The 26,065-nt window shown below is 35.4% G+C and carries 16 protein-coding genes; 12 read left to right on the forward strand and 4 right to left on the reverse strand.

Translation table 11 applies throughout. The features are described from left to right. Positions 1-121 precede the first annotated feature (121 nt). A complete protein-coding gene (locus ABD692_RS11905; RefSeq protein WP_344767227.1) occupies positions 122-439 on the forward strand; it encodes a hypothetical protein in 318 nt (105 codons plus the stop codon). Position 440: 1 nt separating this feature from the next. Here the strand turns inward: ABD692_RS11905 and ABD692_RS11910 are convergent, their stop codons facing one another. Next, a complete protein-coding gene (locus ABD692_RS11910; RefSeq protein ID WP_344767228.1) occupies positions 441-2,237 on the reverse strand; it encodes a WG repeat-containing protein in 1,797 nt (598 codons plus the stop codon). A 90-nt stretch (positions 2,238-2,327) separates the two neighbouring features. Continuing rightward, a complete protein-coding gene (gene kbl, locus ABD692_RS11915) occupies positions 2,328-3,518 on the reverse strand; it encodes a glycine C-acetyltransferase (protein ID WP_344767229.1) in 1,191 nt (396 codons plus the stop codon). A gap of 243 nt (positions 3,519-3,761) precedes the next feature. On the opposite strand from kbl, the gene ABD692_RS11920 reads away from it, so the two are divergent. The 10 genes from ABD692_RS11920 (at position 3,762) to ABD692_RS11965 (ending at position 23,221) form a co-directional block, all read left to right on the forward strand. Next, positions 3,762-6,209 (forward strand): DUF5686 and carboxypeptidase regulatory-like domain-containing protein, encoded by a 2,448-nt coding sequence (locus ABD692_RS11920; protein ID WP_344767230.1) that lies wholly within the window; start codon positions 3,762-3,764, stop codon positions 6,207-6,209. A gap of 60 nt (positions 6,210-6,269) precedes the next feature. Continuing rightward, positions 6,270-7,223, forward strand: a complete 954-nt coding sequence (gene trhO, locus ABD692_RS11925; RefSeq protein WP_344767232.1) for an oxygen-dependent tRNA uridine(34) hydroxylase TrhO — start codon at positions 6,270-6,272, stop codon at positions 7,221-7,223. A gap of 157 nt (positions 7,224-7,380) precedes the next feature. After that, complete coding sequence (locus ABD692_RS11930; RefSeq protein ID WP_344767234.1) at positions 7,381-10,263, forward strand: ligand-binding sensor domain-containing protein; 2,883 nt, start codon at positions 7,381-7,383, stop codon at positions 10,261-10,263. Positions 10,264-10,597: 334 nt separating this feature from the next. Continuing rightward, complete coding sequence (locus ABD692_RS11935) at positions 10,598-13,627, forward strand: SusC/RagA family TonB-linked outer membrane protein (RefSeq protein WP_344767236.1); 3,030 nt, start codon at positions 10,598-10,600, stop codon at positions 13,625-13,627. A gap of 11 nt (positions 13,628-13,638) precedes the next feature. After that, positions 13,639-15,111 (forward strand): RagB/SusD family nutrient uptake outer membrane protein, encoded by a 1,473-nt coding sequence (locus ABD692_RS11940; RefSeq protein WP_344767238.1) that lies wholly within the window; start codon positions 13,639-13,641, stop codon positions 15,109-15,111. A gap of 59 nt (positions 15,112-15,170) precedes the next feature. After that, positions 15,171-16,841, forward strand: coding sequence for a glucoamylase family protein (locus ABD692_RS11945; protein WP_344767239.1), 1,671 nt, complete (start codon positions 15,171-15,173; stop codon positions 16,839-16,841). 15 nt (positions 16,842-16,856) lie between these two features. Further along, on the forward strand, positions 16,857-18,221 hold the full coding sequence (locus ABD692_RS11950; RefSeq protein WP_344767241.1) for a glucoamylase family protein: 1,365 nt from the start codon (positions 16,857-16,859) through the stop codon (positions 18,219-18,221). 80 nt (positions 18,222-18,301) lie between these two features. Beyond that, positions 18,302-20,047, forward strand: a complete 1,746-nt coding sequence (locus ABD692_RS11955) for a discoidin domain-containing protein (RefSeq protein WP_344767243.1) — start codon at positions 18,302-18,304, stop codon at positions 20,045-20,047. A gap of 27 nt (positions 20,048-20,074) precedes the next feature. Next, on the forward strand, positions 20,075-22,372 hold the full coding sequence (gene bglX / locus ABD692_RS11960) for a beta-glucosidase BglX (RefSeq protein ID WP_344767245.1): 2,298 nt from the start codon (positions 20,075-20,077) through the stop codon (positions 22,370-22,372). Between the two features lie 66 nt (positions 22,373-22,438). Continuing rightward, positions 22,439-23,221: a carboxylesterase family protein gene (locus tag ABD692_RS11965; RefSeq protein ID WP_344767247.1), complete on the forward strand. Its 783-nt coding sequence runs from the start codon at positions 22,439-22,441 to the stop codon at positions 23,219-23,221. Positions 23,222-23,519: 298 nt separating this feature from the next. Here ABD692_RS11965 and ABD692_RS11970 read toward each other — a convergent pair whose 3' ends face one another. Both ABD692_RS11970 and ABD692_RS11975 read right to left on the reverse strand, forming a co-directional pair. Continuing rightward, positions 23,520-24,248: a YebC/PmpR family DNA-binding transcriptional regulator gene (locus ABD692_RS11970; protein ID WP_316756724.1), complete on the reverse strand. Its 729-nt coding sequence runs from the start codon at positions 24,246-24,248 to the stop codon at positions 23,520-23,522. Positions 24,249-24,365: 117 nt separating this feature from the next. Further along, positions 24,366-25,313, reverse strand: coding sequence for an NAD-dependent epimerase/dehydratase family protein (locus ABD692_RS11975; protein WP_316756723.1), 948 nt, complete (start codon positions 25,311-25,313; stop codon positions 24,366-24,368). Between the two features lie 181 nt (positions 25,314-25,494). On the opposite strand from ABD692_RS11975, the gene ABD692_RS11980 reads away from it, so the two are divergent. Next, complete coding sequence (locus tag ABD692_RS11980) at positions 25,495-26,061, forward strand: RNA polymerase sigma factor (protein WP_316756721.1); 567 nt, start codon at positions 25,495-25,497, stop codon at positions 26,059-26,061. The last annotated feature ends 4 nt before the right edge of the window (positions 26,062-26,065 follow it).

Genomic DNA, 26,065 nt, shown 5'->3' on the forward strand with positions numbered 1-26,065 from the left:
AACAAAAACACGGTCGCCGCCTAAGTTTTTTAACTTCGATAAAAGCAAAAACAGAGCAAAGGGCAGTATAAATGCTGATAAAATGAATTGATAAGTTTGCATTATTTTATAAATTTATTGAATGTGTAATTTTAGAACCGATTGTTTAAATAAGGCTAACTTATTAAATACTACAGAACTCAGCGATTTATTGGGTTCGAATTGGATGGACGAGATGATACGCCATACTTATCAAACGGCAAGATACCAAGTACTGAAAACACGAAACGTTAAACAAATAGAGGCTTTAATTGGTATAGAAGGAAAAACGGTTTTATATTTAATTGACGAACAATACTATCTTTTTGAGGATATAGACATCTGGATTCATGAAGTATATGCTTCAAAGCAGCTCATGTGTTTAATTGTTGAGCAAATGAGTGCTCAACAAATTACTTAAATCAATTAGAATCTATGTAGAACTGTATCTTCTCTTGGATTTCTGTAGTGAAATAATAATAATCGTAATCGCCGTTTGCATCTACATAATCTTGCAAATGGAACTTATTGGCCAGTTCCACTCCAGTTTTTGCAATCATATAAACCATGTCCTCTTTCAAGCCGTAAGCAATGCCGGAATAGGAAATAACATTAATTAATTCATCATAGATAAAATTGCTAAAAGCTTTACTTGTAATATCGAAAACAGCCCATTTATCGCCTTTTTTGACACCAAAAAATTCATCTCCAATGTATTTGATATCGTCATAAATTAACGGAAAAACGACTGAATTAAAACCTTGTATATGGAATAACAATCCATTTTTATAATCGACAATGAGTTTCAAAACGCAATAAGGCTTATAAATGTTTTCTTCAGTAATTTCTTTAAAAAACGTATTTACAGGAACATCGAACAATACATTTAAATCTTCAATTTTATAACATTCAAAACCTAAAGCTGATTTACCGTCCGTTTTGTAAAGACCAAATTTGTTGTTTTTTCGAATCAATAAAAGGTCAGTATAAAATTCAATAATCTCTTGGTAACCATCAATTAACACGAGTGCGTTATCAGAAATTAATAGATTTGCTGCTGCATTTTGATGCTTTTTAACCTCATAAACGATGGTTTCCTCCATCTCAATTACGTTGATGAGTTTTGGATCGTATCGCCCTAGTAAGAGAAACTGATGAGCATAAACCAAGCTATTCTCACTATCATTTTCCCTTACGTAGAAAAATTTGCCCGATTCATCAGCTTCAAATTTGTTATTAAAATCAAAGGGTAAAATGCTGTTACTATTAACATCAATAATTCCGTATTTCTCCTCTAACTTGGCGCAGTAAAATATGTTGGGAGCAGAAATAAGATATATATCGTTATATATTGGCGCCATCTTTATCTGCCCATCCAAATTGACTAAGCCAAATTTACCATCCAGTTTTACGATGGCGCAGTCACCCTCAAAATCAAAACCATCATCATAAGATAATGGAATAATTATTTTACCTGTTTTGTTGATGTAACCAAATTTACCAGCCTTACTTACAACGGCAGTAGTACCCTGTTCGAAACCATAAAATTCATCAAAAAAAGGTTCGAATAATACGTTTCCCTCTTCAGATTTTAAACCCCAAAGACCATCTATTTCGAAAATCTCTACATCAGCCTCTTCTTCAAATTTTTGCCAAATGTGAGCCCAACCATATTCGTAATCAGGATAATTCAACAGCGCTTTAAAGCTATCGAAACCTAGGGTAGCATTTTTATTAAAAGCATTAAAATCGATTAAAGAAACATCATCTGCTTCTAGTGCTCTGGTAAATACGGCATTGTTTTGTTTAATATCAAGAAGTAATTGCTTGGCTTGTGCTTCGTGACTTTTATTGGTCATGTTGAATACATCCCAGGCATCTAAGTGAAAATGAACCTCTTCCAACTTATCTAAATACGCGAATAATTTTTCTTTGGCCGATAGAAAAGTCTCCAAATTATCCACCAATCCATGATGCTGATTTTCGATAAGTAAGTAAATCTTTTTAATATGATCGATACAAGGTTTTGCATTGAAATACAAACCTTGGTTATTGAAGTTAACGTGGTTGTTGTAAGTATTATCATCAATAAAACCTCCATCTACCAGTAAGGCTTGCAATAAAAGTGGCACATCGTAACCCCACTCGCTAACCATTACATCAGTTTGCTGACTCTGAGTCGGCTTGGCGACATTATAAATATAGATTCTGTGCGACATTTTGATCAATTTTAAATTGATGTTGCAAAGACACAGATAACAATAGAGAAAAACGGAACATCGATTTACAATGTTCCGTTTGAAAAAATTTTATTTAATTACGCCAAGTTCTTTACCAACTTTGGTAAATGCGGCAATGGCTTTATCTAAATGATGTTGCTCGTGGCCAGCTGATAACTGAACGCGAATCCTTGCTTTTCCCTGAGGAACAACTGGATAGAAAAACCCAATTACATAAATACCCTCTTCCAACATTTTAGCTGCAAAGGTTTGTGCAATTTTAGCATCGTACAGCATAACAGGCACAATTGGATGAAAACCAGGTTTAATATCAAAACCAGCTTCAGTCATTTTTTCACGGAAGTATTTAGTATTGCTTTCCAACTTATCTCTTAAAGAAGTCGTTTCGCTTAACATATCTAAAACAGCGATAGATGCACCTGCAATTGCTGGCGCTAATGTGTTTGAGAAAAGATAAGGACGAGAACGTTGGCGCAGCATATCGATAATTTCTTTTTTACCAGATGTAAAACCTCCAGATGCACCACCTAAAGCCTTACCTAAAGTCCCGGTGATGATATCAATACGATCCATCACATTAAAATGCTCATGTGTACCGCGACCAGTTTTACCTATAAAACCTGAACAATGAGATTCATCAATCATGATCAAAGCTTCATATTTATCAGCTAAATCCGCAATTTTATCTAAAGGTGCAACCGAACCATCCATAGAAAAAGCACCATCAGTTACAATAATTCTATGTCTGCAATCTTTAGCAGCAATTAATTGCTTTTCCAAATCTTCCATGTCTGCATTTTTATAACGGAAACGTTGTGCTTTACACAAACGGACCCCATCAATAATCGATGCATGATTTAATTCATCAGAAATAATCGCATCTTCAGCGTTAAATAATGGTTCAAAAACGCCACCGTTCGCATCAAAAGCTGCCGCATATAAAATGGTATCTTCCGTACCTAAAAAAGTAGAAATTTTCGCTTCTAATTCCTTATGTACATCTTGTGTTCCACAAATAAAACGTACCGAAGACATTCCATAGCCATGATCATCAATTGCTTTCTTTGCCGCTTCGATCACCTTTGGATGAGAAGAAAGGCCTAAGTAATTATTTGCACAAAAATTTATAACTTCTGCACCACCGCTTACTTTAATATCTGCACCCTGTGGAGTAATAATTATGCGTTCACGTTTAAATAATCCTGCGTTTTCAATTTCTTCAAGCTCTTTTTGAAGAACAGGTTGTAATGTTTTATACATGGCTTTTTATTGGTTGATTTTGTTATCAAAGTTATAAAAAAAACTACTCACGGCTGTAATTTGAAGCATTTAATGCTGAAATTATGAAAACAAACGTTTGACGATTTGATAAAACCAAGCATTTTCAGAGGTAAAATCTGCAACGTACAGCGAATTTTTATTCACCTTAACAAACTTTAACACCTAACTATATGTATAGTGTAAAAACTTATTCGATATTTATAGCGTAACTAGTCAACACTCATGATCAGAATCTTCAGCCTCATAATCTTTTGTTTCCTTTATAATTTTGCCTCTGCACAACAATTTACCGTAAATGGTATAATAAAAGATATTAGTGGACAAGTTGTTCCTTTTGCTTCTGTTTCTATTAAAGGCACCACAAAAGGTACATCGGCAAATGTTGATGGTAAGTATGAAATAAAATTAAATAAAGGCGAAACCACCTTAAATTTTAGAGCAATTGGTTACAAACAACAAGAACATACCCTTAATTTAATTGCTTCAAAAGAGCTAAACATCTCTTTAACTTCAGAAAGTTACACGCTAAATAATGTTACTATTAAAGGTAATGCCGAAGATCCAGCATACGAAATTATCCGCAAAGCGATAAAGCAAAGAAAAATTCATTTGGAAGAAGTGAACGCTTTTACTTGTGATGTTTACATTAAAGGAGTACAACGCTTAAGAAGTGCACCTAAAAAATTTATGGGTCAGGATATTAGAAAGGTAATGGAGCTTGACACCAACAGACAAGGGATTATTTACCTTTCAGAGTCGCAAAGTAAATTCAGTTTCAAACGACCAAACGAAGTACACGAAGAAATGATTTCATCGAAAGTTGCGGGCAGAAACAATGCTTTCAGTTTTAACAAAGCATCGGATTTAATTATTAATTTTTACGATAACTATTTACTTGAAAACACATTAAGTTCGAGAGGCTTTATTTCGCCTATTGCAGATAATGCAATGTTTTATTACAAATACAAATATTTAGGCGAAACACGCGAAAACGGTGAAGTTGTTAATAAAATAGAGGTAATTCCCCGTCGCCAAAACGATCCAGTTTTTAGAGGTATTATTTATATTATAGAAGATAGCTGGAGAATTTACAATACCGATTTATACTTAACAAAAAGCGCTGGTATTAATTTTATTGATACTTTAAACATCAATCAACAATTTACAAAGGTTAAAGAGGTTTATATGCCTACGAGTATAAATTTCCAGTTTAATGGAAATGTTTTAGGCTTTAAATTTGCTGGTTATTACGTTGGCGTTTACAGCAATTACGACATCTCACCTGTTTTCCCGAAGAAATTTTTTAGTGGAGAAATTTTGAAAGTGACCGAAATGGTTAACAAGAAAGATTCAATTTACTGGACAAACAACCGCCCAATACCGTTAACACCTGATGAGAAAATTAATTATGTTGTTAAAGATAGTATTGCCAAAAGGAAAGAATCTAAAGCCTACTTAGATTCCCTTGAAAAGGATAATAATAAATTCGGAATCGGAAAACTCTTACTTAGAGGTTATAGTATTAACGATCGTTTTGATAAAGAATACATTTCTTTCGACCCAATTTTACGTTCTATATTTTACAATACTGTTGAAGGCTTTGCAATAAAATATGGTGTAACTTATCGAAAAGTGTTCGAAAATCGTCGTAATTATAGTATCCGACCTGAATTGAGATATGGGTTTGCTAATCAAAAGCTTACAGGAAGTTTAACGGGCAGTTATTACTACGACCCGTTAAAAAGAGCAACTGTTGGTGCATCTTTTGGAAATGGTATTTTCGATTTGAATAATCTCGGCTCGATGACCGCCTTGGGAAACACGATTAACTCTTTACTTTATGAAAAGAATTTCCCTAAATTTTATGAAAAAACCTTTGTTAATTTGAATACAACCCGCGAATTAGCGAGTGGATTACAAGGTTCTTTGAGTTTAGATTACGCTAGAAATCATACTTTAACAAACTCATCTGATTTTAAATTTTTCGATAACAAGGAACGAGAATTTACCTCGAATAATCCGTTTACACCGACAACCGAAACACCACTTTTTCCAACTTATACATCGGTTAGTGCAACCGCAAGCTTAACTTATACAATAGGCCAGCAATATATTACCCGTCCAGATGGTAAGTTTTATACCGAATCGAAATATCCAAGAATAACGGTACTTTATAAAAAAGGGTTTAAAGATTTATTAGGAAGTAATGTAGATTATGATTTCGTGAAAGCAGAAGTTTATCAGGATAGAATTAGCTTAGGCTTATGGGGCTATTCATCGTTTTTAGTTGGAGCTGGAAAATTTATAAATAATAATCAATTGTATTACCCAGATTTCAAACATTTTGCAGGTAATATTTCAACCATTTTCCCACCAAACTTAAGAAAGTTTCAATATCTCGATTTCTATCAGTTTAGCACCAACCAGCAATACTTCGAAGCACATGCAGAACATAATTTTGCAGGCTTTTTCTTAAATAAAGTACCACTTTTACGCAAGGCGAAGCTCGAAGAGTTTATTGGTGGTGGTTATTTATCTTCGCCAGAAAAGAGAAACTATAAAGAGTTTTATTTTGGCTTACAACGTTTAGTATTAAGAGTAAGTTATGGTTTTGCTTACGATGGTGGTAGAAAACTAACACAAGGGTTTAGAATTTCTTACGGATTTTAAGCTTAATTTCTTATCTTTGCCCCCGCTTTAAACGCCGTTTGCAACGGTATCAACAGCGTTATGAAAAAATATCAAACACTACTTTACTATTGCTATAGTTACATAGCAGAGGCAGAACAATTTGCTGCCGATCACTTAAAATTCTGTAAATCGTTAGGTTTAGTTGGCCGCATTATCGTTGCCAATGAAGGTTTAAATGGCACAGTTTCTGGCTCTGCTGAATCTTGTAAAGCTTATATGGAAGCCATTCATGCTGATGAAAGGTTTGCAAAAACAGAGTTCAAAATTGATGATGTAGAAGAACTTTCTTTTATTAAAATGCATTGTCGTTATAAATCTGAAATTGTGCACTCGGGTTTAAGAGATACCTCCATCATCAATCCAAACGAAAAAACTGGTAAGCATTTAGAACCTGTCGATTTCATGAAAATGAAAGATGATGAAGATGTTATTATTTTAGATGTTCGCTCTAACTATGAGCACAATTTAGGCAAATTCAAAAATGCAGTTACTTTGGATATCGAAAATTTCCGCGATTTTCCAGAGCAGATTAATAAACTTGCAAAATATAAAGACAAGAAAATTTTAACCTATTGTACTGGTGGAATAAAATGCGAAAAAGCATCTGCCCTACTTCTACATCATGGCTTTAATGATGTTTACCAGCTTCATGGTGGGATTATTAAATATGGTAAAGAAGCTGGAGGTAAGGATTTCGAAGGTAAATGTTATGTTTTCGATAACCGAATTGCTGTTGATGTTAATGAGGTAAATCCAACAATTGTTTCCGTTTGTTTTAATTGCGGAAAAACCACTCCAAAAATGATTAACTGTGCAAATCCAGAATGCAATGAGCACATTACCCAATGCGATGAGTGCGGAGATGAATTGCAAGGCTGTTGTTCAGTTCCATGTACAACTAATCCTCGTAAACGACAATACGATGGCACTGGTTACTACGTAAAAGTTCCCCAGCAAGTTAGTGCTAAACAAGTTAAAAATGCAGTGGTTTAGATAACAACTGCATTTTTAATTTTATTATTTCTTGTGCAGATAAGTATAAAAAATCAGCATTTGATAAACTTCCATTTTATCGCGAAATAATTCAATTTAAGATCTTCGATTTATTTTTCTTTAACTTCGTGTAAAAAAACGACTACCAAATTTACACATGCAAAAATTTTTACGCTGCGTTTTCTTCCTTATTATCTATACTTCTTTAAACTTATATGCCGCTGATATAAAAAGTATCGGAGTTCCGTATATAGAGAATTTTTCGAAAGCGCTTTATGCTTCTGGTAACCAAAACTGGAGTGTAGCAAAAGATAAGGATGGCGTAATGTATTTTGGCAATGCCGAAGGTTTGCTTACTTATGATGGGAAATACTGGCAGCAGTACAAAATGCCGAATAACCAAATTGTTCGCTCGGTTGCTGTAGATAATAATGGTAAAATTTATACTGGCGGTTTTGGAGCTTTTGGATATTGGTCTTTTAAAAAAAATAAACTAAAATATACCTCGTTAACTAATTTAATTCCAAAATCCGACCAACTTAAAGATGAAATCTGGAAAATCCATATTTATGGCAATAAAATCATTTTTCAGTCTTTTAGCACCATTTATATTTATGTAAACGGAAAGATTTCAATATTAAAAAATGCAAGTAATTTTTTATTCTCTTACAAGATAGGCAATCGCTTTATTGTAGAAAACAAAGGCCTATACGAGCTTAAAGGCAATAAATTAGAATTTATACCAGGTAGCGACGTTGTGTGCAAAACAGGGGTTTTATCGATTTTACCTTTTAAAGAAAATATCTTATTAATTGGAACGGGTAAAGACGGATTGTTTCTATTTGACGGGAAAACATTTACACCGTTTAATACAGCAGCAAATTCCTTTCTTTCGGCCTTTCAGTTAAATAATGGAGCAAAAATTCTCGATAAATATTATGCTTACGGAACCATTCTTAATGGAATTATCATTATTGATGAAAATGGTAAAATCATCCAGAGGATAAACAAATCGAGCGGTTTACAGAACAATACTGTTTTAAGTTTATATGCCGATAATGAGCAAAATTTATGGGCTGGGCTGGATAATGGTATCGATAGAATTGAACTCAACTCACCTTTGTATTTCTATCTTGATAAAACAGGTATTTTTGGAACAGTTTATTCTAGCGTAATCTTTCAAAATAAAATCTATTTAGGAACTAATCAAGGTCTTTTTTATAGCGATTGGAATCAAAACGACCAGTTTTCGAACTTAAATTTTAAACTCATACCAAATTCGCAGGGGCAAGTTTGGGAGCTTACTATAATCGATGGTCAGCTTTTATGCGGCCATAACAACGGAACTTTTAACGTTGTAGGCAATAAAATTGAAAAACTAACGGGTTACAGCGGCGGCTGGACAATAAAAAAGCTAAATAGCAATCCGAACATATTAATTCAAGGAACTTATACAGGTTTATTATTATTTAATAAAAATAGTAGTGGAAGATGGCAATTCTATAAAAAAATAGCCAATTTTAGCGAGCCTTCGAGATATGTAGAACAAGATAACAAAGGCGAAATATGGGTTAGTCATGCTTATAAAGGCTTATATAAATTAAAACTAAGTAGCGATTACAGCACCGTTATTTCGAACAAGTATTATGATGAGAAAAATGGTTTACCAACGAACTACAACCTTAATCTATTTAATTTAGAAGATAAAATTGTTTTTGCGAGTGAATCTGGATTCTTCACTTATGATAATATAAGCGATCGGTTTTCTAAATATAACGTACTCAATAAAACGCTTGGCTCTTTTGCCTCCTCTAATAAAATTATTAATGCTGGTTCTAAAAAATACTGGTTTATTAATCATGGTAAAACTGCTTTGGCTAATTTCGGTGAGGCAGGAAAAATCTCTATAGATTCAAATCGTTTCAGCATTTTGGATGGAAAGATGGTTCAGTATTACGAAAACATCAGCCGAATAAGTGATTCTATTTATTTAATAAGTGTTGATGATGGCTTTGTTTTTTACAATGCAAGTCAGAAAATCCAATCATCTTCAAGTAAGATTCAGCAAAAGGTTTTAATTCGTAGAATCGAAGATATTACAGATAAGTATTCCATAATCAGTGAAAATGGTAATGGTGGTTCTGAAATTGAAATTAGAAATAGCAGAAACAATATCCGCATTTCTTTCTCGCTACCGCATTACAGGCAGGCTAAAATCAAGTTTCAGTATTATTTAGAAGGTTATTCAAAAGATTGGTCTGATTGGAGTTATGCCACTCAAAAAGATTTTACCAACTTAAGCAGCGGTAAATACCAATTTAAGGTAAGAGCGAAAATCGATGATTCGCAAGTTAGTGATATTACGACCTTTGAGTTTACTGTTCTTAGGCCATGGTATCTGAGCAGCTGGGCTATAATCCTGTATTCGATTATGTTTGTGATTATTTTAATCATGGGTAAAAAAATCTATGAGCGTAAACTTCAAAAAGATAGTCAGAAAATAACAGATAAATTGCAAGCCGAGCAAGATGAAATTTTAAAGCAAGAATCTGAAGCGAACGAAAAAGAGATTCACAAGCTGCAAACAGAAAAATTACAAGCAGAGCTGGCTTCTAAAAACCGTGAGCTTGCTAATTCTGCTATGACGTTGGTTTACAAAAACGAATTACTTCAAAAATTAAGCGATGATATTTTAAAGCTTAAGGATGAAAATGGAAAAAAACTTGCAGATGAACAAATACGTAGAATTCAGAAAGTAATAAATGACGGGATGAATGACGAGCGTGACTGGCATTTATTTGAAAATAGTTTCAATGAAGCACACGAAAGTTTCTTCAAAAAGCTTAAAGCGGGCCACCCTGATTTGGTACCAAACGACCTTAAATTATGTGCTTATTTAAGAATGAATATGAGCAGTAAAGAGATGTCTTCTTTACTTAATATCACCCTGAGAGGAGTAGAAATTCGCCGTTATCGTTTGCGTAAAAAGCTTAACGTTCCACACGATAAAAACCTCACCGAATTTTTAATGGAACTGTAATTTTAAACTACACACGCTTGCCAGAAAATGTACATAAAATTGGTTTTTAACCATTTATTACTACTCACCACTTCTTCGGGACTACATCATTACCTCTCATAAGCAATATTTAACGTACTCAAAAAGCTTTGTGTAAATTATACACTTTGTGTGTACGTAATCATCTAGTTACAATTCAAAAAACTGCGTTTTCAGTCCAATTTCGCAATTGGTATGCAGCCTTGAGATACTACTCTTTTCTTAATGATGTATTAATGTAGAGGTAATACAGCTTGCACAAGAGCAAAAACAACCTCACATTAGATTAACAATTAAACTAAATTTATAATAAAGCATGAAAAGAATCTTTACAAGACTTTCTGTTCTAGCTGCTATTTGTCTACTAACAATTAACGTAGCATTTGCGCAAAACATTACTGTAAAAGGTAAGGTAATTGATGGAGGTGATAAATCATCTCTACCAGGCGTAACTGTATTAGTTAAAGGTACACAAACTGGTACGCAAACAGATGCAAACGGCAACTACTCCATTAGTGCGCCCGCAAACGCCACTTTGGTATTTAACTTTATCGGTTATGCAGCATTAGAGCAGGCTGTAGCAAATCAAACAACTCTTAATGTATCGTTAGCTTCACAAGATCAACAATTAGAGCAGGTTGTAGTTGTTGGTTATGGTACTCAAAGAAAAATCGATGTTACAGGTTCTGTAGCAACAGTTAAAGGAGAAGATATTTCTAAACAAGCATCAGTAAACCCAGTAAGTGCCTTACAAGGTAAAGTTGCTGGTGTTTCAATTACGAACGTTGGTACGCCAGGTGCAGCACCAACAATTACAATTAGAGGTACAGGTACTATTTATGGCAAAACTGGACCGTTATATGTTGTTGATGGTGTTTGGTATGATGATATTAACTTCTTAAACCCAGCAGACATTGCAAATATCAGTATCCTGAAAGATGCTTCTAGTCAATCTATTTATGGTATCCGTGCCGCAAATGGAGTTGTTCTAGTAACGACTACAAAAGGTAAAAAGGGTGATGCAGTTATTAACTATAATGGATCAGTTGGTATCCAAACAGTTACCAATGCTGTTAAAATGGCAAACGCAACTGAATACGCTTTAGCAGTTAACGAAGCTTACAAACTTCAATCTACTTTTTCAGGTTCAGGACCATCATTTCTTTTTGCTAACACAAACTTAGGTGAAGGTACTGATTGGTACGATCAGATTTTAAGAAATGCTATCGTTACTAATCATCAATTATCTGTAAGCGGTGGAACAGAAAAATCTACTTATAACTTATCATTAGGTTATTTAGATCAAGATGGTATTGTTAAAAACAACAACTACAAACGTTATACTGCAAGGCTATCTAACGATTTCCAAATTTTTGCTCCATTGAAAGTTGGATATAATGTTACTGCAACTTCAAGCAAATCTAATGATGCACCAAGTACAATTTTCAGAGCATTATATGCTGCATCTCCAGTAATTCCGGTATATAAAGCAGATGGTTCTTATGGAGATCCTAACGATTTTCAATTGGGTAATGGAAGTAACGTAAATCCTCAGGCTACTTTAGATTACTTCAATCAAAAAACAACAAATTACAAAGTAACTGGTAATGTTTATGCAGAATTAAAATTTGCAAAGGATTTTACTTTTAAAACTAGTATTGGTGGTGATTTTGGTCAGCAAGAAGTTCGCGGTTATGTACCAGTTTACAGAGCAAGTAGTACACAATTAAATACAAATTCTAAATTAGACATCGATAGAATCGAAGATAGAAACTGGATTATTGAGAATACTTTAACTTACGATAAAAAATGGAACGACCACAGCTTAACTGTTTTAGTTGGTCAAACTGCACAACGTAGAAAACAATATACATTAAATGCTGAAGCACAAAATGTACCTTATAGCTCGGATAGCGATTTATACCTTGCTTTAGGTGATGCTGCATCGAGAAGTGTAATTGATGCAGGTAATTTAAACACATTCTCTTCTTATTTTGCAAGAGCAAATTATGCTTTCAAAAACAGATATTTGTTAAATGCATCTTTTAGAAGAGATGGTGCATCTCAATTCTTTGGTGGCGATAACTTATGGGGTAATTTCCCTTCAGTTGGAGCTGGCTGGGTAATCAGCAATGAAGACTTCATGAAAGACCAGAAAATCTTCAGTAACTTAAAGCTTAGAGGTAGCTGGGGTAAAGTTGGTAATGGTGGTGTGCCATTCAACCCAACTACTTTAACGGTTGATCAATCTGCTGCTTTAATTGCATTCTTTGGTGGTTTACCAAATACTGGTGCAAGTATCAGAACAATAGTACCACCTTCTATTTTCTGGGAGAGAAGTGCAGGTACTGATGTTGGTTTAGAAATGGGTTTCTTAAATAATCGCTTAAGTATTGAAGCTGATTATTACAACAGAACAACAGAAAAAGCCATTTTTGACATTCCAGTTCTTGGAAGTATAGGAACGACAAACAGTAGTATTATTGCAAATCAGGCTGATATCCAAAACCGTGGTTTTGAGTTTATGGCTACATGGGCTGATAAAACTGCTGGTGGTTTAAGCTATTCAATCAGTGGTAACGTTGGTATCAATAATAACAAAGTTTTAAATGTTACTTCTGGAGATAATCCAATCTACAAAGGTGGAGCAGGTATCACTAGTGGATATGTTTCAACCAGAACTGTTAATAACAGACCAGTAGGTGAATTCTTCGGATACCAGGTTGTTGGTGTATTCCAAACCCAAGCTGAAGCGAGTGCTTGGACAAACAACAGTTTTATGGTTGGTGATTTCAAATACGCAGACACTAACGGCGATGGAACCATCGATTTACGTGACCGTGTTGTACTTGGTAATCCTAATCCTAAATTCACTTACGGTATAAATACAAACTTTGCCTACAAAAACTTCGATTTAACTTTAGATATACAAGGTGTTGCTGGTGTTGATGTATTCAATGCCAACTTAAGTAACAGATTTGGTAATGAAAACTATACGAAAGATTTCATCGATAACCGTTGGAATGGCGCTGGTACTTCAAATACTTATGCATCTGCAAGTTTAGCAAGTGGATTAAACAATGCTCCAAACTCATTTTATGTAGAAAAAGGCGATTATATCCGTTTGAGAAACATTCAGTTAGGTTACTCACTTCCACAATCTATTATGACTAAATGGAAAATGCAAAAACTTAGAGTTTTTGTAAACGCTCAAAATGCTGCTAACTTCTTTGGATACAAAGGTTTTAGTCCTGAAGTAGGTGGTACGCCAACCAATGCAGGAATTGATACGAATGTTTATCCATTGTATGCAACGTATAATTTTGGGGTTAATCTTACTTTTTAATCGAATTTAAAATGAAAAAACATATAAATATTCAGTCGTGTTTTACTGCTGCAGCGCTAAGTGCCATTTTACTTACAGCGTCTTGCAAAAAAGACTTTTTAAATGTTGCACCACAAGCACAGCAGCCAGCAACTGAGTTCTGGAAAACATCTGCGGATGCCACAAAAGGTGTAAATGCAATTTATGCACAATTGCGTAGCTGGGATAATGTTGCTTTTAATGCTTTATGTATTGAGAGTACTGGTTCTGATGAGGCCGATAAGGGCAGTACACCAACAGATGCAACCTTCTTCAATCTTTACGATACTTTCACAGTAACATCTACACAAGGTGCTTTACAAGGATTCTGGACTGGCCAATATCAAAACATCAATCTTTGTAATCAAGTTCTTGATAATATTCCAAACATTACGATGGATGCTACATTAAAATCAAGATATCTTGCGGAAGCAAAATTTGTTAGAGCTTATTCTTATTTCAGATTAGTTCGCGCGTATGGTAATGTTCCGTTAAGATTACATGTTCCTAAAGATGCTTCGGAATATAACGTTCCGCAATCAGATAAAACTGCGGTTTATGCGCAAATTGAAAAAGATTTGACAGAAGCTGCAGCTACCCTTCCAACTTCTTACGGAGCTACTGACTTAGGTAGAGCTACAAAAGGAGCTGCATTAGGTATGCTTGCTAAAGTTAGTATGTACGAGAAAAAATGGACAGAAGTTTTAGCACTAACCAACCAGGTAATGGGTTTAGGCTATGATCTTTTTCCAGATTTTGAAAAAGGTTTTAGAACACAGAATGAAAATAACATTGAATCTGTATTTGAAATCCAGGCAGAATTACTAGTTGGAAATGCTGATGCTTCGAACTCTCAGTTTAGCCAAGTTCAAGGAATTGCAGGTTTAATGGGATGGGGCTTCAATACACCATCAGCAGTATTGGCAGCGGCTTTTGAAACAGGCGATCCACGTAGAGACGCAACTATCCTTTTTAAAGGAGAAACAACTCCTCAAGGTGATCTAGTTCCTACAACTGTACCCAACGACAGGTATAACCAAAAATCTTATGTACCAGTAAGCATGAGAGTTTCTGGATATAACGAAGGTGCGCAACAGAATATCCGAGTTTTAAGATTTTCTGATGTGCTTTTAATGAATGCAGAGGCAGCTAATGAACTTGGTAACTCCGCTCAAGCTCTTACTTCTTTAAACAGAGTAAGAAAACGTGCAAGAGGTACAAATACCACAATATTAGCTGATGTTACAACTACCGATAAAGCAGCATTGCGTACAGCGATCTATAAAGAAAGACAGGTAGAACTTGCCATGGAAAGCGATCGTTACTTTGATGTTATCCGCCAGGGAAGAGGTGTTGAAGTTTTTGGAGTTAAAGGATGGAAAGCAAATAAAAACGAAGTTTGGCCAATTCCTTCGACCGAAATTGATCAGAGTGGTGGATTATTAGTTCAAAATCCAGGATATTAAAATAAATAACAAGTAATAAAGGTTGCCTTTAACAGGCAACCTTTATATTAAATTTTAACATGGCAAGAGTTTGTTTTTTTTTAGGAATAATAATCGCAACGCTTTTTTCATGTAAAAAAAGCAGTACACCTTCCCCAATAGAACCTCCTATTGTTCCTCCAACATCATTTCAATTTTCTGATTTAAAAGTTAACGGAAATTTTGCTGGCTTTACTTATTACGGATTGAATAACATACCTGTTGTAAAAATCACCTTTTCATCTCCCATCAATCTATCTTCCGTTGTAGGGAACATTACTTTTACCGATGCCGCGGGAACGGCAACTCCATTTACTCCAACTTTAGAAAACAACGATAATACGCTTGTAATAACGCCTTCAGCAGCATTACAACCAATTACAAAATATATTTTAACCACAAATACGGGTTTGCTTTCAAAAGCAGGCAACAAATTACAAAGCAGTGTTGCTGTAAATTTAATTACAGCTGTTGATGATACCGACAAATTTCCTCGAATTAGCGACGATGAGCTGTTAACATTAGTTCAAAAACAAACATTTAAGTATTTCTGGGATTTTGGTCACCCAACCAGTGGTTTAGCCCGAGAAAGAAATACATCTGGTAACACCGTAACTTCTGGTGGTTCTGGTTTTGGCATAATGGCTTTAGTTACGGGCATTAGTCGCAATTTCATTAGCAGAGCTGATGGGCTCACTCGAATGCAAAAAATTGTTTCCTTTCTTAAAACTGCTGAGCGCTTTCATGGTGCTTATCCGCATTGGTTAGATGGAAATACAGGAAAGGTAATTCCGTTTAGCACAAAAGATAATGGTGGCGATTTGGTAGAAACATCATTTTTAATGGCTGGTTTAATTACCGCTCGTCAATACTTTAACGGTGCAGATGCATCAGAAACTACCTTAAGAACAGACATTAACACAATTTACAATGGTGTTGAATGGAGTTGGTATCGTAAGGATAATGGCAATGTTCTTTATTGGCACTGGAGCCCTAATTACAATTGGGATATGAATTTGCCAATAAAAGGTTGGAATGAATCTCTTATTACTTACGTTATGGCTGCAGCCGCTCCTACTTATTCTATACCTAAAACCGTTTATGATAGTGGTTGGGCACAAAACGGTGCATTGAAAAACGGAAACTCTTACTATGGCGTTCAACTTCCTTTAGGGCCAGCTAATGGTGGACCTTTATTTTTTTCGCATTATTCATTTATGGGCATTAATCCGAAAGGCTTAACAGATACTTATGCCAATTATGAAACACAAACCAAAGCGCACGCTCAAATAAATTATAATTATTGCAAAGCAAACCCGACGGGTTATTATGGTTATGGGGAAAATTGCTGGGGCTTAACTGCTAGCGACATCAAAAATGGTTATACAGCAAGTTCTCCTGGTAATGATGTCGGTGTAATAGCACCTACCGCAGCACTTTCATCTTTTGCATATACACCGACTGAGTCTATGGCAGCTTTAAAATATTTCTACTATAAATTAGGCAACAAAACCTGGGGTAATTATGGTTTTTACGATGCTTTTTCACTTCAAGATCAATGGTTTGCTACTTCAACTCTTGCAATAGATCAGGGCCCGATTATCGTTATGATAGAAAATTATCGTACAAATTTAATCTGGAATTTATTTATGAGTGCTCCAGAGGTTAAAGCAGGAATGCGCAATCTGGGATTTAGTAGCCCAAATCTTTAATTACAATTTTACATAATGAAACTAACATTCCAAATCCTTCTTATTATTTCAATTACTTCTGGTCTAAATTGCACTAGCAATGCACAAGATTTCGAAGTTATAAAATTAGCTCCGCCGATAAAAAAAGGCTTATCAGATAATCAACTGCTCGATGTTGTACAAAAACAAACTTTCCAATATTTTTGGGATGGTGCAGAACCTGTTTCTGGCTTAGCAAGAGAGCGTTATCACGTAGATGGCGTATATCCAGAAAATGATAAAAATATAATTGCAACTGGAGCTTCAGGTTTTGGTTTAATGTCTATCCTTGTTGGTATCGATCGTAAATTTATCACTAAAAAAGAAGGCTATAATCGTTTAAATAAAGGTTTAAGCTTTCTGGCAAAAGCAGAAAGATTTCACGGCGTTTGGCCCCATTGGATGCTTCCTTCTGGAAAACCCAAAGCATTTGGAAAAAACGATGACGCTGGAGATTTAGTGGAAACTTCTTTTCTTGCACAAGCTTTACTTTGTGTGCGCCAATATTATGCTAACGGAAATACAGAAGAAAAAGCATTAGCAAAAAAAGCAGATGAGCTTTGGAAAGGCATTGAATGGAATTTTTATAGAAAGAATAACGAAAATGTATTATACTGGCATTGGTCGCCAACGGCAGGTTGGAAAATGAACTTTGCAATTACGGGCTATAACGAATGCTTAATAACTTATGTTTTAGCGGCATGCTCCCCTACCCACGGTGTACCAGCTGAGGTTTATCATCAAGGTTGGGCAAAAAATGGAGCTATTAACACAAATATTTCTTTATATGATCATCCAATAAAATTAAAACATAATGTTGTTGGTGAAGGCGTTGGACCTCTTTTTTGGGCTCAATATTCTTATTTAGGTTTAAATCCGAAGGGCTTAAAAGATAAATATGCCAATTATTGGGAAGAAAACAGAAATCAGGCATTAATAAATTACGATTATGCTATCGCTAATCCTAAAGGCTTCAAAGGTTATGGAAAAAACTCTTGGGGTTTAACAGCTAGCTACTCCGTAAAAGGATATGCTGCTCATAATCCTCAGGAAGATGAAGGAGTGATCAGTCCTACTGCGGCTTTATCATCGTATCCATATACTCCGAAAGAAAGTATGCAGGTAATTAGATATTTATATGAAAAATTAGGTGATAAAGTATGGGGTAAATATGGCTTTTACGATGCATATAGCGAAACTGAAAAGTGGTTTCCTGAGCGATATATAGGTATAGATCAAGGGCCGATTGTGGTGATGATAGAAAATGGAAGAACAGGTTTATTGTGGAATCTATTTATGAGTGCACCTGAAGTGAAAACTGGATTAACTAAGCTAGGATTTGAGAGTCTGGCTATAAAATAATTATCATTTCGAGTTGCAAAGTAATCTCATTTGTTGATTAGATTCTTTTGTACCTCGAAATGACTTTTCAAGTTTAAAACATGAAAAAAACAATACTTACAATATTAATATTAGGTTACATTTCTGCAGTTTTTGCGCAGAAACAAAAAACTTATTGTAACCCTATTAATGTTGATTATGGTTACACACCATTTGAATCCTTTACAGAATGGGGTAAACACCGTGCAACCGCTGATCCAGTTATAGTAAATTATAAAGGCGAATTCTTGTTATTCAGCACCAACCAATGGGGTTACTGGCACAGTTCTGATATGCTGAATTGGAAATTTATAGAACGTAAATTTCTTCGTCCGTGGAATAAAACCAAAGATGAACTTTGCGCACCAGGTGTCGGCATTATTGGTGATACAGTTGTCGTTTTTGGAAGTACTTATACTAAAAACTTCACCTTGTGGGGCAGTACAGATCCTTTAGGCAATAAATGGTTCCCATTAGTCGATTCGTTAGAAATTGGCGGCTGGGATCCTGCATTTTTTACCGATGATGATGGCAAGTTTTACATGTACAACGGAAGCAGCAACAATTATCCAATGTATGGTGTAGAACTAGATAGAAAAACATTTAAGCCAATAGGAACGCGTACACCGATGTACTTACTTCAAAGCTGGCGTTATGGCTGGCAACGTTTTGGCGAATATATGGACGATACTTTTCTTGATCCTTTTGCTGAAGGTGCGTGGATGACCAAACATAATGGCAAGTATTATTTTCAATATGGTGCGCCGGGCACAGAATTTAGTGGATATTCGGATGGCGTAGTAGTTGGATCCAAGCCGCTTTTTTACGATAGTCCCTATACACCTCAATCAGATCCACTAAGTTACAAAGGCGGTGGTTTCTCTCGCGGGGCTGGTCATGGTGCAACATTTCAAGATAATGCTAAAAACTATTGGCACATTTCTACCAGTATAATTTGTGTTAAAAATACTTGGGAACGTAGAATGGGAATCTGGCCTACTGGCTTCGATAAAGATGATGTGATGTGGACAAACACTGCATTTGGCGATTATCCGTTATATCTTCCATCTGAAAGAAAAGAGAACGGTCCTGCTGGCCCAGGATGGATGCTGATAAACTATAAAAAGCCTGTTACAGTTTCATCAACATTAGGATCATTTAATGCGAATAATGCTGTTGATGAAAGTATTAAAACTTATTGGAGCGCAAAAACAGCCAACAGCGGCGAATGGATTCAAACAGATTTAGGAAGTTTAGCAACAGTTAATGCCATTCAAATTAATTACGCTGATCAGGATGCGGAATTTATAGGAAAACAAACAGGAATCTTTCATCAATACAAAATTCTTTCATCGGTAGATGGCCAAAAATGGACTACTCTTGTTGATAAGAGTCAAAATAAAAAAGATGTTCCTCACGATTACATTGAACTAGAAAAACCTGTAAAAACAAGGTTTATTAAACTGGTTAACATACACATGCCAACGGGGAAATTCGCGATCAGTGGATTACGAGTTTTCGGAAACGGTAACGGACAGAAACCAGATGCTGTTAAAAACCTAATCGTATTACGAACCGAAAAGGATAAACGGAGCGCCTACATAAAATGGCCTTCGGTAGATAATGCTTTTGCATACAACTTGTACTATGGTACAGCGCCAGACAAGCTTTATAACTGCATTATGATACACGATTTTAACGAGTATTGGTTTAAGGCCATGGATAGTCAAAAAGCTTATTATTTCTCTATTGAAGCGATAAACGAAAATGGCGTATCGGCAAAAACTGAAGTTAAAAAAGTTGATTAATTTTTAAAAGAATAATACACACATATAATGAACAAAGCGAAATTCCTTTTTATTTTACTGACAATTATAGCAGTAAGTTCGAACGCACAAACGAAAAAACCTGTTTCTACCGATGAAGCAAAAATGAACACCTTTATCAGTAATTTGATGTCAAAAATGACTATCGATGAGAAAATCGGTCAGTTAAATCTGCCAAGTTCAGGTGACATTACAACTGGGCAGGCAAACAGTAGCGATATTGGTCAAAAAATAAAAGATGGTAAAGTTGGAGGGCTTTTCAATATTAAGGGCGTTGAAAAAATTAAAGCGGTACAAAAAGTAGCCGTGGAAAATAGCCGAATGAAAATTCCATTGCTTTTTGGTATGGATGTTATTCATGGCTACAATACAGTATTTCCAATTCCACTAGGTATGAGCTGCGTTTGGGATATGAACCTTGTTCAAAAATCGGCAAGAGTTGCAGCGATTGAAGCAAGTGCAAGCGGAATTAACTGGACATTTTCTCCGATGGTTGATATTTCCCGCGATCCGCGTTGGGGAAGAATTTCAGAAGGCAATGGAGAAGATGCCTATCTAGGTTCTCAAATTGCTGCTGCAATGGTTAAAGGTTATCAAGGCAAACTTCAAGCTAATAACGAAATTTTAGCATGTGTAAAACACTATGCTTTATATGGTGCAGCAGAGGCTGGAAGAGATTACAATACAACCGACATGAGTAAAGTACGCATGTACAACGAATACTTTCCACCTTACAAAGCTGCTATTGATGCTGGCGCTGCAAGTATTATGGCTTCATTTAACGAAGTTGACGGTATCCCTGCAACTGGAAGTAAATGGTTAATGACTGATGTTTTACGTAATCAATGGGGATTTAAGGGTTTTGTGGTAACCGATTATACTGGTATTCCTGAAATGATTGCACATGGCATGGGCGATTTGCAAACTGTTTCTGCTTTGGCTTTAAACGCTGGTATAGATATGGATATGGTTGGCGAAGGTTTCCTTGGAACATTAAAAAAATCACTTGCTGAGAAAAAAGTAAGCATCGATCAAATTAATAGAGCTTGTCGTTTAGTACTTCAAGCTAAATACAAATTAGGTTTATTTACCGATCCGTATAAATTCTTAAACACAGAAAGAGCCGAAAAAGAAGTTTTCAATGCAGAAAACCGTCAGGTTGCACGCGAAATTTCGGCAGAAAGTTTTGTATTATTAAAAAATAACAACAACATTTTACCACTTAAAAAAACTGGAACCATTGGTTTAATTGGTCCATTGGCTGATAATACTGCTAACATGTACGGTACCTGGAGTGTTGCTGCTTTATTTGATAAGTCGGTTACGGTTTTACAAGGTTTAAAAAATGCATTAGGAAACGATGCTAAAATTTTAACCGCTCGTGGCTCAAACTTTTTAGCCGATTCGGTAGCCGAACATCGTTACGTAAATATTCACAATCCTACTTACAAACGCGATTCTCGTACAGAAGAGGAAATGATTAAAGAGGCTTTAAAAGTTGCCGAAAAATCGGATGTTATTGTTGCTACAATTGGCGAAGGTTCGGAATTTACAGGCGAGGCAAGTAGTGTTACGGATATTCAAATTCCTGAAACACAAAAAAACTTGTTAAAAGCATTAGCTAAAACTGGCAAACCAATAGTTTTAGTATTGTTTACTGGTCGTCCATTGGCTTTAAAATGGGAGCAAGAAAATATTCCTGCAATTTTAAACGTTTGGTTTCCAGGTAGCGAAGCTGGAAATTCGATTGCCGATGTGCTTTTCGGAAAAGTGAATCCATCTGGTAAACTGAGTACAACTTTCCCACAAAACGTTGGTCAGGTGCCGCTTTATTATGCACACAAAAATACGGGTCGCCCGTTGGCTGAAGGCAAATGGTTCGAAAAATTCCGTTCTAACTATTTAGATGTAAGTAACGATCCGCTTTATCCTTTCGGATTTGGTTTGAGTTACACCACATTTGGCTACAGCGATGTTAAATTAAGTTCAAACACCTTAAGCAAAGGGAAATCCATTACCGCATCAATTACCTTAAACAATACTGGAAAATATGAAGGTAAAGAGGTTGTTCAGTTATATATTCAGGATTTAGTAGGCAGTATAACTCGTCCCGTTAAAGAGCTTAAAGGCTTCCAAAAAGTGAGTTTAAAGCCAGGTGAAAGCAAAAACATAACATTTACCATCTCAGAAAACGACTTGAAGTTTTATAATTCTGATTTGAAATTTGTTGCAGAACCTGGAGATTTTAAAGTTTTTATTGGTTCTAATTCGAGAGATGTAAAAGAAGCATCTTTCTTATTAAAATAAAAGTTAATATTGGTTGGTTACACCCCAGACTATTGCAAAGTAGCTGGGGTTTTTTAATTTTGCTTTATGAAGAAGATCATTCTAACCATATCCCTCGTTTCTTTGATATTGGCCTTAAAAGCTCAAGAGTTTAAACAATTTGAGAAAGGAAATTTCATAAAAGGTAGAGATTCAATTTATTACAGAATTCTTTTTCCCGAGAATTTTAACCCTGCTCAAAAATACCCAATCGTTTTCTTTTTGCATGGAAGTGGAGAAAGAGGAAATGATAACGAAAGCCAATTGGTGCACGGAGCTAAATTGTTTCTAAAAGACGAGAACCGTAAAAAATTCCCTGCAATAGTTGTTTTTCCACAATGCCCCGCTAATGATTATTGGGCAAATGTAAGCATTGGCCCTAACGAACAAGGTAAAAGAAGCTTTAGCTTTGTAAATGGTGGCGAACCCACAAAAGCTATGCATGCTTTGGTTGGCATGGTAAAAGATTTCTTAAAAAAACCATATGTAGATAAAAAGCAAGTTTACGTTGGCGGCCTTTCTATGGGTGGTATGGGTACATTTGAATTGCTGAGAAGAAAACGCAACACATTTGCCGCTGCAATTACCATTTGTGGTGGAGACAATACCAACAACATTAATAAATACAAATCGGTTCCGCTTTGGATATTTCACGGCGGCAAAGATGATGTAGTTGACCCAGCTTATTCAATTGCCGTTTCTGAGCGTTTAAAAACTCTTGGCGATGAAGTTAAATTTACACTTTACCCAAATGCAAACCATAACAGCTGGGATAGTGCATTTGCCGAGCCAGAGTTGTTGCAATGGTTATTTTCGCATAAAAAGAATTAGAAAAGCAGGTTTCAGTAATAATCGGCTTCAATAGCCCCGCCATTTGCTTTACTTGCCTCATAAAAATTCGGCTACGTGTTCGCTCCTGTCGGGTTTAACCAATTTAGGTTTACCTAAGTAACCTAGACCCGACAAAATGTAAAGCCCGGAAACCGAGGAACGAGGTTGAGGACTTGAAATGGTGGCGGGACTGATGAGAGCAATGAGCACAGGTTTTGCTCTTCAAATAAAAAATGATGAAAATAACAAAGGCCTGAAGAAAAATCTTCAGGCCTTTGTTATAAATAATAATTCGATTTTATTCGGCCATATTGTGATAAACCGCTTGCACGTCATCGTCTTCCTCTAATTTGTCAATCAGTTTTAAAACATCGGCAGCTTGTTCTTCTGTAACCTCGTGGTGCGATAAAGCAATACGCTCTAATTTTGAACTTTTTAACTCAATGCCTTTTTCTTCTAATGCTTTTTGTAAAGAACCAAAGTTTTCGAAAGCAGCTTGAGCAACAGCAATATCATTTCCTTCTTCATCGGCTTCAACGTATAATTCTTCCAAACCAGCATCGATTAATTCAAATTCTAATTCTTCCAAATCTAAGCCCTCTGCAGGCACAAACCTGAAAATAGATTTACGGTTAAAAATAAAATCTAGCGAGCCTGTTTTACCTAAAGAACCATCCGTTTTATTGAAGTAACTACGTACGTTAGCTACTGTACGGTTGGTGTTATCGGTAGCTGTTTCAATCAATACAGCAACACCATGCGGTGCGTAACCTTCGTAAACAATTTCCTCATAGTTAGCCATCGATTTATCCGAAGCACGTTTAATTGCTGCTTCTACCCTATCTTTTGGCATGTTTACAGCTTTTGCATTTTGCATGGCCGTACGTAAGCGAGAGTTGGTTTCTGGATGAGGCCCAGATTCCTTAACTGCCATCACGATATCTTTACCAATACGCGTAAATTGAACGGCCATTTTGGCCCAACGCTTAAATTTTCTTTCTTTTCTAAATTCGAATGCTCTTCCCATTTTTAGTATCAAGTATTTAGTATCAAGTATCAAGACATTGGTCTAGGATTTACTATCAACCTTATTTATTTTTTATTTTGCTTTGGTCTTTCAGCTTTTACTTTTTGCTTCAGGCCTTTAGCTTTTCTTTAAATTATTTAACATATCAATTGTAAGTTTCGATAAATCGAACTCAGGTTTCCAGTTCCAATCTTTTGTAGCATAACTATCATCAATAGAACGAGGCCAGCTATCTGCAATTTGCTGACGAGGATCTTTATCGCCGTAAGTTAATTTAAAATCAGGAATATGTTTCCTGATTTCTGCAGCTAAAATTTCTGGCGTAAAACTTACACCACCAAAATTATAACTGCTCCGAACCGAAATCTGATCCGCTGGGGCATCCATTAATTCAATTGTTCCTCTAATGGCATCATCCATGTACATCATTGGCAACTCAGAGCTTGCATTTAAAAAACTCTGGTAACTACCTTTTTTTAATGCATCGTGAAAAATATGAATGGCGTAATCTGTTGTTCCGCCACCTGGAGCAGCCTTCCAACTAATTAAACCTGGGTAACGAATACTTCGTACATCCAAGCCATATTTTTGATGATAATATTCGCACCATCTTTCTCCTGCTAATTTGCTAATTCCGTAAACGGTATTTGGATCCATGGTGCAATATTGCGGCGTATTATCTTTTGGCGAATTTGGACCAAAAACGGCAATAGAACTTGGCCAATAAACTTTTGCTGTTTTATACTCAAGTGCTAAATCCAAAACGTTTAATAATCCGTTCATATTTAAATCCCAGGCAAGTTTAGGGTTTTGTTCGCCAGTTGCCGACAACAAAGCCGCTAGTAAATAAACTTGTGTAGGCTTATATTTATGAAAAATGCCTTTAATCATTTCCTTATCGAGTACATTAACGAACTCAAAAGGTGCGGAGTTTTTGATATCATAATCGGGTCTGCGAATATCGCAGGCAACAACATGATCATCACCATAAATTTTACGTAACATGGTAACCAATTCAGTACCAATTTGTCCGTTTGAGCCTAAAACAACTATATTTTCTTGCATATTTTTTGTAGAGATTGAGCAAAGGTAAAAAAATGAGATAAAAGGGCTGTAAAATATTTAAACTAAGTGAATAGCTTTAAAAAGGTAAACCATAATAACACACTTCAATAGTATTTATGCGCTTGCAAATTGAAGCTAAAAGAAATTAATTATTACATTTACTTCTATTCCAAATATAAATATGGGTTCCATTCAGCCAGAAGAATCTCTTGATTTAATTAATCGCCTAAAACTGGGTGATGCGGCTGCGTATGAAAAAATTTATAACGGTTTTAGTAAAGAACTACTAGCGCTTGCTTACAAAAAAACGAGTGATAAAGTTATTGCCCAGGAGCTGGTTCAAAATATCTTCATATCCCTTTGGGAAAAAAGAGCGACTGCAGATATAAAAGATTTACGTAATTACCTTTTTGGTTCGTTAAAATTTGGTGTTATCAATCATATCCGTTCGGAAGTAGTTGCAAACCGATATATTGAATATGAACAGATTACTTATAGAACTAACTCAGAAGATACATCGAGTATGGTAGGCTTAAAGGATTTATCAGAAATTATTGAGAAAAGCCTAAATTCTTTACCCGAAAAAACTCAAGAGGTTTTTAGATTAAGCCGATATAATCATCAATCTACTAAAGATATTTCTAACGGTTTAAACATATCAGAAAAAGCTGTAGAGTATCACATTACGCGTTCCCTAAAACGCATAAAGGAATATCTTAAAAATTTTTACATATTTTTCCTACTGTAAATCA

The organism is Pedobacter ginsengiterrae (assembly GCF_039537385.1).
Classification (GTDB): Bacteria; Bacteroidota; Bacteroidia; order Sphingobacteriales; family Sphingobacteriaceae; genus Pedobacter; species Pedobacter ginsengiterrae.

What these genes read in the sequence shown, in the direction of transcription:
- ABD692_RS11905 (WP_344767227.1), top strand. Translation starts at nt 122, where the DNA reads ATGTGTAATTTTAGAACCGATTGTTTAAATAAGGCTAACTTATTAAAT.
- ABD692_RS11910 (WP_344767228.1), bottom strand. Translation starts at nt 2,237, where the DNA reads ATGTCGCACAGAATCTATATTTATAATGTCGCCAAGCCGACTCAGAGT.
- kbl (WP_344767229.1), bottom strand. Translation starts at nt 3,518, where the DNA reads ATGTATAAAACATTACAACCTGTTCTTCAAAAAGAGCTTGAAGAAATT.
- ABD692_RS11920 (WP_344767230.1), top strand. Translation starts at nt 3,762, where the DNA reads ATGATCAGAATCTTCAGCCTCATAATCTTTTGTTTCCTTTATAATTTT.
- trhO (WP_344767232.1), top strand. Translation starts at nt 6,270, where the DNA reads ATGAAAAAATATCAAACACTACTTTACTATTGCTATAGTTACATAGCA.
- ABD692_RS11930 (WP_344767234.1), top strand. Translation starts at nt 7,381, where the DNA reads ATGCAAAAATTTTTACGCTGCGTTTTCTTCCTTATTATCTATACTTCT.
- ABD692_RS11935 (WP_344767236.1), top strand. Translation starts at nt 10,598, where the DNA reads ATGAAAAGAATCTTTACAAGACTTTCTGTTCTAGCTGCTATTTGTCTA.
- ABD692_RS11940 (WP_344767238.1), top strand. Translation starts at nt 13,639, where the DNA reads ATGAAAAAACATATAAATATTCAGTCGTGTTTTACTGCTGCAGCGCTA.
- ABD692_RS11945 (WP_344767239.1), top strand. Translation starts at nt 15,171, where the DNA reads ATGGCAAGAGTTTGTTTTTTTTTAGGAATAATAATCGCAACGCTTTTT.
- ABD692_RS11950 (WP_344767241.1), top strand. Translation starts at nt 16,857, where the DNA reads ATGAAACTAACATTCCAAATCCTTCTTATTATTTCAATTACTTCTGGT.
- ABD692_RS11955 (WP_344767243.1), top strand. Translation starts at nt 18,302, where the DNA reads ATGAAAAAAACAATACTTACAATATTAATATTAGGTTACATTTCTGCA.
- bglX (WP_344767245.1), top strand. Translation starts at nt 20,075, where the DNA reads ATGAACAAAGCGAAATTCCTTTTTATTTTACTGACAATTATAGCAGTA.
- ABD692_RS11965 (WP_344767247.1), top strand. Translation starts at nt 22,439, where the DNA reads ATGAAGAAGATCATTCTAACCATATCCCTCGTTTCTTTGATATTGGCC.
- ABD692_RS11970 (WP_316756724.1), bottom strand. Translation starts at nt 24,248, where the DNA reads ATGGGAAGAGCATTCGAATTTAGAAAAGAAAGAAAATTTAAGCGTTGG.
- ABD692_RS11975 (WP_316756723.1), bottom strand. Translation starts at nt 25,313, where the DNA reads ATGCAAGAAAATATAGTTGTTTTAGGCTCAAACGGACAAATTGGTACT.
- ABD692_RS11980 (WP_316756721.1), top strand. Translation starts at nt 25,495, where the DNA reads ATGGGTTCCATTCAGCCAGAAGAATCTCTTGATTTAATTAATCGCCTA.